Origin of the sequence: Legionella sp. PATHC032 (genome assembly GCF_026191185.1) — a bacterium.
In the GTDB taxonomy this organism is placed as follows: Bacteria; Pseudomonadota; Gammaproteobacteria; order Legionellales; family Legionellaceae; genus Legionella.
On sequence record NZ_JAPHOV010000001.1, the window covers coordinates 2,169,967 to 2,184,454 of the forward strand.

The window sequence follows — 14,488 nt, forward strand, 5'->3', positions numbered from 1 at the left end:
CCAAATTAATATTTTCTCATGCAATATTCCACATATGGGGTGTGTCATGATGATTTCAAGCCATCACTCCAAAAAAAGCTGAATATATTGCAACTAAAAATTTGTTTAAAAAAACACCTCACCCGAGACATCTGATTATTTAGTTGAAACTATAACTCGAGCTGGTCGAATTACCCGATCACTCAATTTGTATCCTTTTTGGAATACCGTAATTACAGAATTGGGAGGAGCTCCTGGGGCAGGTTGCATTGACATTGCCTCATGTTGTTGAGGGTCAAATACCTGTCCTAGAGGATCAATTTGTTCCACATCAAATTTTTGTAATGCATCAATAAAGAGTTTCATAGTTAACTCAAGCCCTTCATGCATAGCCGGATCGCTGTTCTTGTCCGCTAATTGCAATGCTTGCTCAAGACTGTCAACTACTGGCAATAAAGCTGAAATCAGTTTTTCTACACCATATTTATGAGCATTGGCAACTTCTCGTTCCATACGACGACGAACGTTCTCCAATTCAGCAAGGGCACGTACAGATTTTTCCCAATTTTCATGAGCTTTTTGTTCCGCCAGTGTCAATTGCTCTTCCAAGGCAGTATAGCTAGGATGCCCTAACGCAGGTTCTTGATGTTGTGATTCTTCATCAGTTTCTTCTTCCAGAATCTCATTCTCAACCTTATGTTCTTCTTTATGCTCGTCTTTAAACTTTTTCCAGTCTTTTTTATTTTGTTTACTCATCAAAATCGCTCCTGACTAACTCAATCCCTACAAATGGGGATTGCATTTGGAATTTTCAAGCCCCTATTAAGATTTTAAATCCTGATTTAAAATTCAAGTCATTAACTCATTGAAACTTTTCAAATCATGGCTTGCAGTAATTGTCCATTTATTCCATACTTAGGTAGCTAAAAAATCTGTCTTAATTCTCATTTAGGTAAAAGAATCAGGATAATTAACAATCCTTTGAGTTAAATTAAGTCTAAACGACAACCAAAACAAAAATTACTTGGGTAGATTATGCAAGAATGGTCGCCAACTACATGGCAGAAATATTCGTATTTGCAGGCAGCTTCATACGCTGATCAAGAGCAATTAAATAAAGTAGTAGAACAGTTAAGTTTGCTACCCCCATTGGTTACCAGCGGTGAAATCAAACATTTAAAAAATGAAATTGCCCAGGCTGGCCGAGGTGATGCTTTTATTCTGCAAGGTGGTGATTGCGCTGAATCTTTTAATGACTGTCGTTCAGAAGTCATAAGTAACAAATTAAAAATCATTCTTCAAATGAGCCTAATCTTATTATATGGATTACGCAAACCGATTATTCGTATCGGTAGAATAGCCGGACAATATGCGAAACCACGTTCTTCAGATTACGAAACCATAAATGGAGTTACCTTACCCAGTTATAGAGGAGATATCGTTAACTCACCAGAGTTTACTGCCGCTGCCAGAGAGCCTAATCCTAAATTATTACTCCAGGCATACAGTTGTTCTGCGATGACTTTAAATTTTATCCGAGCTCTGTTGGACGGTGGTTTTGCTGACCTGCATCACCCTCAACGCTGGGATTTAGGTTTTGTTGAACACTCCCCTCAGAAAAATGAATACCAACATATTGTAGATTCTATTGAAGACGCTCTGGATTTTTTGAAAGCCATAGATGGAATACGTTCGAGCAGTATAAGTAAAGTCGATTTTTACACCTCTCATGAGGCATTGCATTTACATTATGAGCAAGCCTTAACAAGACAGTTAAAAGATGGAAAATGGTACAATCTTTCAACTCATTTACCCTGGATTGGAATGCGCACTGCACAAATTGACAGTGCGCATCTTGAATTTCTAAGGGGAGTACAAAACCCCATAGGCATTAAGATAGGCCCAGCAGCTACACCTGAATGGTTATCGGAAGTGTTAAGCATCGCCAATCCGCAAAAAGAAGAAGGACGAATTTTACTTTATACTCGCTTGGGAGCCAAACTTATAGACCGGTTGTTACCTCCACTTATTGACACAGTAAGGAAAAGCAAAATTCCAGTCACGTGGTCATGTGACCCTATGCATGGCAATACTGAAACAACAGAGGATGGCACTAAAACACGTCATTTTGACAATATCTTATCTGAATTAAAACAAGCTCTGGAAATTCATCGCAACATGGGCAGTTATCTGGGAGGCGTCCATTTTGAGTTAACCGGCGACAATGTAACAGAATGTATCGGAGGGGCTCGTGGCTTAGCTCCTCATGACCTTAAAACAGCCTATCACAGCCTGGTTGATCCAAGATTAAACTATGAACAATCGCTGGAAATGGCCATCCAGCTCAGCCATCAATTCAGAAATGAGACTTAATATGATTCTGAAATTTAATTTCTCTTGAATGAAGCAAAAAATCACTCTTAGGAGCTGATTTTCTTTTTTTGAGCCATGTCACTACTTTAAGCAATAAATTGCATTGAGCGCATTAAACATGATATTGGGGACTTATTTCATGCACAGCCTCAATCATTATTGCAACATTGTCAGGAGGTACGTCTGGAGTAATGCCATGCCCCAAATTAAAGATATGCCCTGTTCCATGTCCATAGGATGCCAATACACTGCTTACTTCTCTGCGTATACAATCTTTTGTAGTTCGTAAAACAGCAGGATCCAGATTTCCTTGTAAAGCAACCTTTCCGCCTACTCTTTGACGGGCAGAAGTCAACTCACACGTCCAGTCAACTCCTAATGCGTCACAACCTGTCTCAACCATCCATTCTAACCATTGTCCACCATTCTTGGTAAATAAAATTACAGGGATCTCGGGGTATTCCTTTTTTAATTGCTGAACAATTTGATACATGTATGCCAAAGAAAAATCCTTATAATTTTGTGGAGTTAAAACTCCCCCCCAGGTATCAAAGATCATAACCGCATTAACCCCTGCCTTTATTTGTTCAATTAAATAAGCAGTGACAGAGATAGCGAGTTTATTCAATAACAGATGAGCAGCCTCTTTTTTAGTGTATATCAAATTTAAAATTCGTTTAAAATCTCTACTGCTCCCGCCTTCTACCATGTAACATGCTAAAGTCCATGGACTACCTGAGAATCCAATCAAAGGTAATTCTTTGGGCATTTTCTGGCGGATTAAGCGCGCAGCATCAAAGACATAGGATAAAGATTCAGGAATTGAAGGAATTTTCAGCGCATGGATTGCTTTGACATCTTGCAGAGGATTTGTGAAACAAGGTCCTTCCCCTTCAGCAAAATAAAGCCCTAGCCCCATGGCATCGGGTATCGTTAAAATATCTGAAAATAAAATAGCGGCATCCAAAGCATAGCGACGCAAGGGCTGCAAGGTCACCTCACAAGCAAGTTCCGGATTCTTACAAAGATTTAAAAAATCACCAGCCTGTTCTCTTACTTTTCTATATTCAGGCAAATAACGCCCAGCCTGGCGCATAATCCATATTGGAGTTCTCTCCACAGGTTGTCGTCTCAAGGCTCGAAGAAAAAGGGATTGGTTCAAATCAAACATCATTTAATCACTATCACAATAAAAAGTGTTTATAGTATCATGTTAAGCTAATCAATACAGTGGTATAAATAGCAATCGATACTTAACTACATAAACGGGACGTACGAAAAACCCCAAGGCCAAGGAAAAAAATGTTTTTAATGAGAGAATTTAGATATACTAAATGACCGAGCTAAAAACTCTTTTTAACAAAGAGATTGGGGATTTCCGTAAGTACTGATAAATTATTAATGGATATCAAATGGATACTTTAAATATTACAGCTCTCAGTGTCGAAACAAAAATTGGTGTTTATGGGTGGGAGCAACGTATTAATCAACGATTATTAATTGACATATCCATTCCCTTTGACTTTAAAGATTGCAGGGATAATTTGTCTAATACACTGGATTACGCTGATCTGTGCCTAACAGTAACCCAATTTGTAGAATCAACTTCATTTCAATTAATTGAAACGGTAGCGGAACAAATTGCCGATTTAATCAAGCAAAAGTATCCGGTTAACAAAGTTTCAGTCGCTGTTACCAAACCCCACGCTGTAAAAAACGCTGCGGGTATTCAAGTAGTTGTTAACAGATAATCTATAAACAGCAACCTTCCATGATTAAATGAGTAACACTCATCCTCCAACGCTTCGCACCATACCGTTCAGATGCTCTGTTTTGGCAAGGTTTATTTGTGCTTTTTGAGCCAACGCCTTATTTGGATAGGGACCTACCACTACCCGGAACCAATTTCCCTGTGCTTGAGTGACTGGAACCACACTGACATCAAAGCCTTTAAGGATTAACATCCCCTTCATTTGTTCTGCATCCTGGCGTGCTTTAAAAGAAGCAACTTGAACCAAATAAGCTCCTTTATTAAGTTGTTGTGGAGTTGTTGGTTTTGCCTCTGCCACCTTCACTGAGGTTTGTGGTGTTGAATTAGCTATCGTTGATTTCACTGTGGTATTGACAGCAGCAGTGACAGTGCTAGTATTCTTTTGTGTTGGAGTTGATGACTTGTCTGCCGCATGATTGTCTGTATTTTGCTGACTAGCTGCCTGAGGTGCCGACCCTCTTTCATTCGTTAATAATGTATAAAACTCAAATTTAGGTTTAGGAGGCACTTGTTTATGTTCTTGCGCCACTTTAGTTGGCGCTTTTTCAGCATCATGTTGAGCTAAAACCTGAGTATTCACCCATTGACTTATCGTTTGTACATCAAGAAAAGAAGCTGTTAAATATCCAAACAAAAAAGTCATAATAATGACCAAAAACTGGTGTGGTCCTTTGTTGCGACGTGAAGTACGCCTATTTCCATAATCTTTTGCCATTACATACTCTCAGGAGCTGATACACCTAATATAGCCAAACCATTATTTAAAACCTGTCGCACCGACTCCAGCAAACACAAACGAGCACATCGTAATTGTTCTTGCTCGCATAATAGCTGGATCGCATTATAATAACTGTGTAATCCATTGGCTAGTTCCCTTAAATAGTAAGCAAGCTGATGCGGCTCGCAAGAAGCGGCAGCAGATTGGATCACTTCAGGATATCGAGCAATCAGAGAAATTAATGTGGTCTCATGTTGTTGCTCCAATAAATCAAGATTTTTAAGCCCCATATCCTTATCCCACTTCAATCCCCTTTCTTTTAACTGCCTCAATACACTGCAGATACGGGCATGTGCGTATTGAATATAATAAACAGGATTGTCACTGGATTCGGATTTTGCCAAATCCAGATCAAAATCCATGTGTTGTTCAGGCTTTCTGGCCACATAAAAATAACGGGCAGCATCATTTCCTACTTCTTCTCTTAATTCTCTCAAAGTGACAAATGAACCGCTACGAGTAGACATTTGCACCCTGTCACCGCCTCGATAAAGAATAGCGAACTGAACCAAAATAACATCCAGTGCACTTTCATCATGCCCTAATGCCTTAACTGCTGTTTTAATTCTTGTGACATAGCCATGATGATCAGCACCAAAAATATCAATGACCCGATCAAAACCTCTATCGTATTTATTCCAATGATAAGCAACATCAGAAGCAAAATAAGTCGTTTGTCCATTTGCGCGGACTAATACTCTATCTTTTTCATCACCAAAATCAGTTGCCCTAAACCATAAGGCGCCTTCTCTCTCATAAGTATGATTTCTGTCTTTCAAGGCTTGAATGCCCTTTTCAATAGAGCCGTCCTCAAATAACGATTGTTCAGAAAACCAATTGTCAAAATTTACACCAAACGCCTGCAAATCGTCTTTTATATCGTCCAATACTGTTTTCAAAGCGTGTTGATGAAAATTTGCAAACCCTTCTTTGCCCAGCAAGGTTTGCGCCCGCGCAATGATCGCATCGATATAAATTTCCTTATCTCCACCCTCGGGTTCATCAGCAGGTAAATTGTCTACTACCGAAGTCCATGGATATACCAATCGATTAGCCTGCTCGGACCACATCACTTGTGCAATCTCATAAACATATTGACCTTTATAGCCATTCGTTGGAAACACAACAGGCTCACCTGCCAACTCCAGGTAGCGCAACCACACACTAACAGCAAGGATATTCATTTGCCTGCCAGCATCATTGACATAATATTCCAAAGTCACATCATACCCAGCAGCCTTTAAAACATTCCCCAAAGTTGCTCCGAAAGCAGCTCCTCTTCCATGACCTACATGCAAAGGGCCAGTGGGATTAGCAGAAACAAATTCAATCAATACTTTCTGACTCTGTCCTAAATTACCTCGGCCAAACTCATTACCTTTGTTCAAAACTTCAGAAATAATGAGTGAACGTGCCGTACTACGCATAAAAAAATTAATAAATCCTGCCCCTGCTATCTCAATTTTCTCTACAGACGGATCCGAAGGGATTGCTGCAACCAGTCGCTCGGCTAATATTTTAGGTGACTGTCGGCATGGTTTGGCTAATACCAAGGCCAAATTAGTCGCATAATCACCATGGGCAGGATCTTTAGCATTCTCAACTTTTATTTCAATATCCAAATCAATTGGCATTTCGCCTGATTGTTGCAGATTAATTAATGCTTGTTTCAAAAGATATTCGATTATAGCTTTCATACTTCTCATTTATCCGTCAAAAATACCGCTATTATGCTCTTTTTCATACCATATGGAAAGGCTCTCAATCCAGGAGATCATCACTACAACAACAGAAATATCAATAGCTCATTAATTTTCAAGAGATTCATAGGACTTATGAATATAACCATCTTGAGAAAGCAGAATGGCTATGGGTCTTGTCACATCAAAGTGCGCAAAAATAATCATCATCATTACCGTGATAGGCACAGACAGAAACATGCCTAGTACCCCCCAAATGGCACCCCATAGAGCCAAAGCAAACAATATCACTAAGGGACTTAAGTTTAATGATTTACCTAACAGACGAGGCTCTAAAAAATTGCCTACGAAAAACTGTATAGCTACTATTCCGGAAGTCACTTCCAAAAACGGCCACCAGCTTTCAAATTGAATCAAGGCAAGTGCTGCCGGAAAAGCAGTTGCTACAATAGCTCCTATATTGGGGATGTAATTTAAAAAGAAAATTAATAATGCCCAAAACTCGGCAAAATCCAAACCAACCCATTTCATAATAAACCAACTCAACGTGGCAGTGAGCAAGCTCAACAAAGTTTTGATACCCAGATAAGTTTGAGTGTCTTTTGTAATATGCGAGATAATGTTTTTAACCAGTTTCCTGTGCTCTTCCTGTGGAAAAAAAGCATCCATCTTTTGAGTGAAATAATGCTGCTCAACAAATAGAAACACAACATATAATGAAATCAGCACAGCGGAACTGGTTATAGTCGTAAAAACTCCATAAATATTAACAAGCATACTCTGAATACTTAATCCTTGAATTAAACTGTCGAAATCGAAAATACCCTTAACATGAAATCGTTGATCCAGATTGTTAAATATATGCAGTAAATTTTCCTGATACCTGGGAGATGCGGCAATTACATCACTGACATTATTGGTAATGATGTTAATAAGAATCATTACCAGGCAAACAACAACAAACAAAGATAAAATCATGCTTATCCAGGACGGGAGATGTGTGCCGATGAAAGGAATTTTCTGTACACCACTATTAATGGTATTCAACAGGTGCCAAACAAAAATGGATATAACAATTGGAATTAATAATCCTCTTCCTGCGATTAATAAATAACCTGTTATCCAAACCAGTATCAAAGCCGCCGTAAACGTTATAATACGATTCATCCAATTGCACTCCATCTCTGACGAATAGATACTCGCAAGCAACAAGTAACTTGGTAATGATTTGGGCAAAATTGCCAGAATGATAACTCAAGTCGCAACGAATATATTTTCCTGTTATTATTAAATTTTTAATCTTAAATAATACCGTGCTGAGTAACTCTTGTGAATATTTAACTGGTGTTGGCCCAACCATTGCAGCAAAACTCGCTAAATACAGGATTTTCACCATACAAGACCTGCTTTTCCACTTGCCTTATAAATATCAAGACAGAACCAGGATAACACCAATTCAGGATTTGCGCTCTAATGAATGGTGTGTTATCGCAGGCCATGTATGCAAAACTGAAATTAAATACGGCAAAAGGATGATGTTAAATTGTTATGTAGAAGATAAAACAGGAGTAGTTAAGCTTCGCTTTTTTCATTTCAATAAGCAGCAAGTTCAGTCTTTGAATAACAGCACCATGATTCGAGCTTTTGGCGAAGTACGCGGATTTAACAACCATTTGGAGATGATTCACCCTGAGTATCAATTACTTGACCAGGAATCAGACTTCCACGTGGAAGAAACACTTACGCCAATTTATCCAACAACTCAAGGCTTAACTCAAACCCGATTAAGACAGTTAGTTAAAATAGCCTTGGAACAATGTGAACATGAACTTCATCAATTGGAATGGATGAGTGAAAAACAATTACAGGAAAACAATTTTTATGATCTGGGCGAATCTATTAAATTACTGCATAACCCTCCGCCGGACATCTCCCTTTCTAACCTGGAAACAGGCGAACATCCTGCCCTCAAGCGGTTAATATTTGATGAATTGCTGGCACAACAACTCAGCATGCAATTTGCGAGACAATCGCGTAGCAAGCTTCAAGCTCCTTCTATACCTCTTGATAAGGCTATCCATACACGCTTTATCGAATCATTGCCCTTCACTCTTACAAAAGCACAACAAAGAGTTTTTAAAGAAATCAGCCATGATTTAGCTCAAAGCAAACCCATGCTTCGCTTGTTACAGGGTGACGTTGGGGCAGGTAAAACCATTATCGCAGCGCTAGCCGCCCTTCAAGCCATCTCACAAGGATTCCAGGTTGCCTTTATGGCACCAACCGATTTATTAAGCGAACAACACACTAATAATCTCAGTAAATGGTTAAAACCTATCGGTGTTAATGTATTAAGACTGAGTAGTAAAATGAAAACCACAGAACGAAAAAATGCGCTTGCAGCCCTACAGGACAATAGCTGTCAGCTCATCGTTGGAACTCATGCCTTATTTCAGGAGCAAGTGGAGTTTGCTCATTTGGGTTTGGCCATTATTGACGAACAACACCGATTTGGAGTAGAACAACGGCTCCTTCTACAACAAAAAGGGCAATTAAACCAATTAATCCCTCATCAATTATTAATGACAGCCACCCCTATTCCAAGGACCCTGTCAATGTCTCATTTCGCCCATTTGGATATATCGGTCATCGATGAACTACCACCTGGCCGTATGCCAATTACAACAGCTGTGTTGAACCAGGATAAGCGTGAACTCATTATTGAACGTTTGCAAGCAGCAATCGCCAACGGCAAACAAGCTTACTGGGTATGCACTCTTATAGAAGAGTCTGAAAAGTTGCAATGCATGACAGCAACAGATACCTCAAAAAAACTACAAGAACAGCTCCCTTTCGCACGTGTAGGTCTTGTTCATGGGAGGATGAAAACACTTGAAAAAGAGGCTACTATGGCGGCTTTTAAACAAGGCGAGCTTGATTTATTGGTAGCAACTACCGTTATAGAAGTAGGTGTTGATGTTCCTAATGCCAGTTTAATGATCATTGAAAATGCAGAGAGACTTGGTTTGTCGCAGTTACATCAGTTACGAGGACGCGTCGGCAGAGGTAATAATCAATCTCACTGCCTTTTACTTTATCAATCCCCCCTATCACATCAAGGTGCTGAACGTCTAAAGATCATGCGTTCAACAACAGACGGTTTTCTGATCTCCGAAAAGGATTTGGAGTTAAGGGGCTCAGGAGAAATATTAGGGACCAGACAGACTGGCTTTAGACAATTTAAAATAGCTAACTTACAACGCGATAAAACCCTCTTCACTATTTTACACCCAATTGCAAAACAACTGGTGATGGAAAAACCAACAATCGCCAGACAAATTACACAACGATGGCTAGGCGATTTTGAACAATTTTTGCAAAGTTAAAAAATAATTAAAATTATTGAAGTCAAGACTGTTTTTTATTTTTTTCTTTGCTAACATGAGTGAGCCAGAAATAAAATTCATTTCCTCTTATCCCTGTGGATAACTTTAAAAATTAATTGCACAAAACTCTTTCTAATTTTGCTATTGAAATTTCTATAGCCCTTTTCATGCAAAGGTTATCTGGCTTTTTTAATTTAATTCACTCAAATATATTTATCCACAAAATCTGTGGATAATCCTGTGAACAGAATGCAAAACACCTTGTAAAATCAGTCTATTTTCTAACTGATTCAGAACTTTCCAATTTGCTTCCAGGTGAAATCAACAAATATTTTTTTTCATTGTTGTATAGGTTTTAAGCCTATGAAACCCAAAACTAATGGTACTAAAATTAGTATTTTTCAAAACTCCCAAAGTTTATGCATAAACAACTCCGCAGCATCAGTATTAATATCATTCATTAAACTAAGGTCTATGAGGATAAGAGCTTGAATTTTCATTAGAAAAATCCTCTCTTTTTTTAGAGTGATAAAAAGTCAAACCTACTGAAGAAATCTGAGGTAATGACAAAATTTTTTTCAATGCTTTTTTATTATCTTGAGTTTCATAAAACTCCTGAAATTTTTTTCATACTTTTGAGGGATCTTATTTTTAACTTGTAATTCATCAAGTATCACTCGGATTTTTGCATTAAAATCCTCAACAGGAAATTGTTTCTTTGCTTTCACAATACTTTCCATTAATAATTTAAAATAGATATTATTTCCCAAACAGGCATCTGCAACTCCTGCAATTATAGTTAAAGCCTTCTCCTCTGAGTTCAAAGCGTAGAAATGAGCATCCCGGTTTGCTTTGGCATATAATGAATTATATGTCAGTTTGGAATTCTTTTTTGCCACAGTTGCAATTTTAATATCCTCTAAAATTTCACTACGCAATCGATTATGCATTTCTTTTCGAATATCTTCAAAATCGATACAATTAGACAATTTAATAAAGGTTTTAACAGTAGGATGGCTCATCTTTTCTATGGAATTGGCCGAGAACAGAGAAAATAGTTTAAAACATATCGCGCCACAGACAAGTTGTTTCGCTTTATGCAATTTGGCTTCATCCAGAAGTTGTGACTCTTTTTCCCAAAAATTCTGCCAATGCTGATTATGTTCCAGCAGTTTTAAATAGAGAAGATGATCTGGTTCCAGATATAATCATAATTTTCTTTGCTGTATTCGATAGTAACCCGCTCAATTTTCTCATTTAGATCATTTAACAATGCCTTATTTAATTTGAAGAGTTTAGTCAAATCCCTCGATGAATTCTTTTCTGAGTCATGAAAGAATAATCGCCCATGTTGCGCACCACAATTTTCTACCCCAAAAAAATCAAAGATAGAATTTAAGTTATAGAACTCTTTTATTTCCGCTAAGTATACAACGATTTGATGTTGTTCTTCTTTTGTTAAAAGTGGTTGGGGATGAATTTTCATTTTCAGAACTTCTTTTAACTCTTGCATTAAAACATTTTCATTAGCACTCATGTTTGATTCCTAAATGCTTCAAAATAAAAATTAAATATTCAATCGCTGTAAATTCAAATAACTATCTGATTGATTAAAATAGGTTTGTTTATATGTATTACAATTAGATTAATTGACAAACAATAATTTTGAATATTTTAAAGACACTTTAGTTATTTATTGAATTTAAAGCTGGAATGCTTGATCCTGGGTACTTGATTTTTCCTATTGTCGACTGAGTTCTAATAATTGATAACCCAAGATAAATAGGAACTCACACTATAACATGCTATAGTTTATCCTCTAATTTTTATTTACAAAAATCCAAATTATTTTTGTGATTGAAAAAGGAACAGCAATGTACCCCCATGACAGGTATTGGCAAGCTAAAAAAGTTACCCTTATCGGTGCTTTTATTAATGCCTTACTCGGTGTTGTCAAAATGATTGGTGGTTTTTTATATCATTCTCATGCTCTCATTGCGGATGGGGTCCACTCCATTTCAGATTTAATTACTGATGTGATGGTTGTATTTGCTTCAAAATATGGAAGCGTCAGCGCCGATGACTCTCATCCATATGGCCATCAAAGAATCGAAACGGCAGCAACTTTATTGCTTTCCCTTTTACTAATTCTGGCAGGCTGTGGTATTGCCTGGGATGCACTTGATGAATTGCTTAAATCAGACCATACCATGCCAAACTGGTTATCGATTCCAATAGTTTGCTTCTCAATCATCGCAAACGAAGCTTTATTTCACTATACCCGCCATGTAGGAAAGAAGATTAGCTCCCAATTAATCACTGCGAATGCATGGCATCATCGATCAGATGCCGCTTCATCCATAGTGGTGCTGATTGGATTAATCGGCAGCTTGGCAGGGCTTGTTTATCTCGATGCTATTGCCGCCGTCATCGTAAGCTTGATGATTATAAAAATGGGGTGGAGCTATGGCTGGAACAGTGTCAAGGAATTGGTAGACACTGCGGTTGATGCAGAATTATTTTCTCAAATTGAACGAGTTATACAAAGCATCGACGGAGTAAAGCGTATTCACCAACTGAGAAGCCGGTTTATGGGTAGTGATGTGCTCATTGATGTCCATATACTGGTTTCACCCAAAATATCCGTTTCCGAAGGGCACTACATTGCCCAACATGTGCATCATACTCTGGTAAAAAAAATTGATTGCGTCAAAGATGTGATTGTCCATGTTGACCCTGAAGACGATGAAATTTCATGTCCATCCTTGCATTTACCAAACAGGGCAATACTCCAGGAAAAATTCTTTAATGACATTTGCTATGATTTTCCGCAGGTTTTATTTTGGAATATACATTATTTAAATGGAAAAATGAGTTTGGATATTTTTTGTTCAAATGATTTTAATCAATGGAAAAAATTGCATAATCGAGTAGTCTCAACCCTGAAATCACAAATCGATATAGAGGAGGTGCGTCTCTTTGGCTTGCATGAAGCGATGCATCATCCATCAAACTAATACCCGGAAGGCATAAAAGAATTGCTATATTTTAACAGTTTAATACTTCTGTGCCCTGTAGATTCGATTAGTCATTTCAGGATAATATATACGCATTTTAAAGTAGGAAGACTTCATGTTGTCCGCAACCAGTTTAAAAATAATTTTTGCTGTTTCAATATATATAGTCATTCTCATTGCAGGCTGGTACCCATTCAAAAAGCGAATTAAAGACGATAAACACATTGATTTTCCCATAGGTGAAACTTTGGCCACAGGCGTTTTTCTGGGCGCAGCACTTCTTCACATGCTACCTGAATCAAACGCCTTATTTAAAGAGATGGGGTATAACTATCCCTTTGCGTTTATTATTACCGGAGTAGTATTCCTTATTTTCTTGTGGTTTGAACATTTAGGAAAAGAACTATACCACCATCATGATGCAGAACATCCTGCTTTCGCGATACTTGCCTGGGCAATGCTTTCTGTTCATTCACTTATGCTGGGAGCTGCTTTAGGTTTTACCCAATACAACTCCATGGTCATTATGCTTTTTTTAGCGATCATCACACATAAGTGGGCAGAAAGTTTGGCCATTGCTATTCAATTAAACAAAAGTTCCATGAGCACCCGAAAAAGTATGGTGTTCTTTTTCTTTTTTAGTCTTATGACACCTTTGGGCATTTACTTTGGTTGGTATTTTGGCCATGGCGTGGAAACTAACTCTTTATTTGACCCTATATTGATTGCGGCATCCGCCGGTACTTTTCTCTATTTGGGAACCTTGCATGGTTTGGAGCGCTGCGTCATGGTGGAGCGTTGCTGTAATTTAAGTGACTTCAGCTTTGTAATCATAGGCTTTTTGCTCATGGCATCGGTGGCCATCTATGTCTAAATTTTTACAACAAAAACCGATTATTCTTGCCTCCTCTTCGACCATAAGACTTAAACTCATGAACTCTCTGGGTCTGGATTTTCTTGTAGTACCATCGAATTGTAACGAAGAGGAAATTAAAACAAGGCATAACTCTGACGAACTCATTGAGTTAGGGATTACCCTGGCTAAAATTAAAGCGTTGGATGTAAGCCAACATTACCCAGAGCATTATATCATTGCCGCAGATCAATTATGTGTCGCTGATAAAAAAGTATTTAACAAACCACTGAATCATCACACAGCTGTAAGACATTTGCGAGAATTAAGCGGGAAGCAACATCAACAAATTGCTTGCCTGTGTATTGTTAAAGAGAGCAAAATACTTTGGCAATACCATGAAACGGCTACTCTGACACTACATCATCTAAGTGAAAAAACAATTGAAGCTTATTTACAAGCGGAAAAACCTTATCAGAGTTGCGGTGCTTATCAATATGAAGGTCTAGGGAAGTGGTTATTTAAGGAAGTACAAGGAAGCGAGGATGCTATTCTTGGTTTGCCACTAATGCCATTAGTTAAAGCGCTTATAAACCTTAAAGTGGTATGTATTTAAATTAATAAATATAAG

General features: G+C 38.0%; 13 protein-coding genes. 6 read left to right on the top strand and 7 right to left on the bottom strand.

Annotated elements, in window-relative coordinates:
- Positions 1–135: 135 nt before the first annotated feature.
- On the bottom strand, positions 136–735 hold the full coding sequence (gene grpE, locus OQJ02_RS09735) for a nucleotide exchange factor GrpE (protein WP_265718975.1): 600 nt from the start codon (positions 733–735) through the stop codon (positions 136–138).
- A 279-nt stretch (positions 736–1,014) separates the two neighbouring features.
- Here grpE and OQJ02_RS09740 point away from each other — a divergent pair, with 279 nt between their 5' ends.
- Entirely contained in the window at positions 1,015–2,352 is a 1,338-nt protein-coding gene (locus tag OQJ02_RS09740; RefSeq protein WP_265718976.1) for a 3-deoxy-7-phosphoheptulonate synthase class II, read from the top strand.
- 112 nt (positions 2,353–2,464) lie between these two features.
- Here OQJ02_RS09740 and hemE read toward each other — a convergent pair whose 3' ends face one another.
- Positions 2,465–3,523, bottom strand: coding sequence for a uroporphyrinogen decarboxylase (gene hemE / locus OQJ02_RS09745; protein ID WP_265718977.1), 1,059 nt, complete (start codon positions 3,521–3,523; stop codon positions 2,465–2,467).
- Between the two features lie 241 nt (positions 3,524–3,764).
- Between hemE and folB the strand changes: the two genes are divergently transcribed.
- Positions 3,765–4,103 (top strand): dihydroneopterin aldolase, encoded by a 339-nt coding sequence (folB, locus tag OQJ02_RS09750; protein WP_265718978.1) that lies wholly within the window; start codon positions 3,765–3,767, stop codon positions 4,101–4,103.
- 39 nt (positions 4,104–4,142) lie between these two features.
- On the opposite strand, the gene OQJ02_RS09755 is transcribed toward folB, so the two are convergent.
- From OQJ02_RS09755 to OQJ02_RS09765, 3 genes are all read right to left on the bottom strand, one after another.
- The gene (locus OQJ02_RS09755; RefSeq protein ID WP_265718979.1) at positions 4,143–4,838 is read right to left on the bottom strand and encodes an SPOR domain-containing protein; all 696 of its coding nucleotides are present in this window, start codon (positions 4,836–4,838) and stop codon (positions 4,143–4,145) included.
- Positions 4,838–6,598: an arginine--tRNA ligase gene (gene argS / locus OQJ02_RS09760; RefSeq protein ID WP_265718980.1), complete on the bottom strand. Its 1,761-nt coding sequence runs from the start codon at positions 6,596–6,598 to the stop codon at positions 4,838–4,840. The genes OQJ02_RS09755 and argS overlap by 1 nt, the downstream gene beginning before the upstream one ends.
- Before the next feature lie 111 nt (positions 6,599–6,709).
- Positions 6,710–7,768, bottom strand: a complete 1,059-nt coding sequence (locus OQJ02_RS09765; RefSeq protein ID WP_265718981.1) for an AI-2E family transporter — start codon at positions 7,766–7,768, stop codon at positions 6,710–6,712.
- Between the two features lie 146 nt (positions 7,769–7,914).
- On the opposite strand from OQJ02_RS09765, the gene recG reads away from it, so the two are divergent.
- Positions 7,915–9,987: an ATP-dependent DNA helicase RecG gene (gene recG / locus OQJ02_RS09770; protein ID WP_265718982.1), complete on the top strand. Its 2,073-nt coding sequence runs from the start codon at positions 7,915–7,917 to the stop codon at positions 9,985–9,987.
- A 578-nt stretch (positions 9,988–10,565) separates the two neighbouring features.
- On the opposite strand, the gene OQJ02_RS09775 is transcribed toward recG, so the two are convergent.
- Both OQJ02_RS09775 and OQJ02_RS09780 read right to left on the bottom strand, forming a co-directional pair.
- Positions 10,566–11,090 (bottom strand): hypothetical protein, encoded by a 525-nt coding sequence (locus tag OQJ02_RS09775; protein WP_265718983.1) that lies wholly within the window; start codon positions 11,088–11,090, stop codon positions 10,566–10,568.
- Positions 11,091–11,161: 71 nt separating this feature from the next.
- Positions 11,162–11,524, bottom strand: a complete 363-nt coding sequence (locus OQJ02_RS09780) for a hypothetical protein (RefSeq protein WP_265718984.1) — start codon at positions 11,522–11,524, stop codon at positions 11,162–11,164.
- A gap of 337 nt (positions 11,525–11,861) precedes the next feature.
- Here OQJ02_RS09780 and OQJ02_RS09785 point away from each other — a divergent pair, with 337 nt between their 5' ends.
- From OQJ02_RS09785 to OQJ02_RS09795, 3 genes are all read left to right on the top strand, one after another.
- Entirely contained in the window at positions 11,862–13,004 is a 1,143-nt protein-coding gene (locus OQJ02_RS09785) for a cation diffusion facilitator family transporter (RefSeq protein ID WP_265718985.1), read from the top strand.
- A 115-nt stretch (positions 13,005–13,119) separates the two neighbouring features.
- The gene (locus tag OQJ02_RS09790; RefSeq protein ID WP_265718986.1) at positions 13,120–13,878 is read left to right on the top strand and encodes a ZIP family metal transporter; all 759 of its coding nucleotides are present in this window, start codon (positions 13,120–13,122) and stop codon (positions 13,876–13,878) included.
- Positions 13,871–14,473 (top strand): Maf family protein, encoded by a 603-nt coding sequence (locus OQJ02_RS09795; protein ID WP_265718987.1) that lies wholly within the window; start codon positions 13,871–13,873, stop codon positions 14,471–14,473. The genes OQJ02_RS09790 and OQJ02_RS09795 overlap by 8 nt, the downstream gene beginning before the upstream one ends.
- Positions 14,474–14,488: the final 15 nt, after the last annotated feature.

What these genes read in the sequence shown, in the direction of transcription:
- OQJ02_RS09765 (WP_265718981.1), bottom strand. Translation starts at nt 7,768, where the DNA reads ATGAATCGTATTATAACGTTTACGGCGGCTTTGATACTGGTTTGGATA.
- OQJ02_RS09740 (WP_265718976.1), top strand. Translation starts at nt 1,015, where the DNA reads ATGCAAGAATGGTCGCCAACTACATGGCAGAAATATTCGTATTTGCAG.
- OQJ02_RS09785 (WP_265718985.1), top strand. Translation starts at nt 11,862, where the DNA reads ATGTACCCCCATGACAGGTATTGGCAAGCTAAAAAAGTTACCCTTATC.
- OQJ02_RS09755 (WP_265718979.1), bottom strand. Translation starts at nt 4,838, where the DNA reads ATGGCAAAAGATTATGGAAATAGGCGTACTTCACGTCGCAACAAAGGA.
- grpE (WP_265718975.1), bottom strand. Translation starts at nt 735, where the DNA reads ATGAGTAAACAAAATAAAAAAGACTGGAAAAAGTTTAAAGACGAGCAT.
- OQJ02_RS09790 (WP_265718986.1), top strand. Translation starts at nt 13,120, where the DNA reads ATGTTGTCCGCAACCAGTTTAAAAATAATTTTTGCTGTTTCAATATAT.
- hemE (WP_265718977.1), bottom strand. Translation starts at nt 3,523, where the DNA reads ATGTTTGATTTGAACCAATCCCTTTTTCTTCGAGCCTTGAGACGACAA.
- OQJ02_RS09795 (WP_265718987.1), top strand. Translation starts at nt 13,871, where the DNA reads ATGTCTAAATTTTTACAACAAAAACCGATTATTCTTGCCTCCTCTTCG.
- OQJ02_RS09780 (WP_265718984.1), bottom strand. Translation starts at nt 11,524, where the DNA reads ATGAGTGCTAATGAAAATGTTTTAATGCAAGAGTTAAAAGAAGTTCTG.
- argS (WP_265718980.1), bottom strand. Translation starts at nt 6,598, where the DNA reads ATGAAAGCTATAATCGAATATCTTTTGAAACAAGCATTAATTAATCTG.
- folB (WP_265718978.1), top strand. Translation starts at nt 3,765, where the DNA reads ATGGATACTTTAAATATTACAGCTCTCAGTGTCGAAACAAAAATTGGT.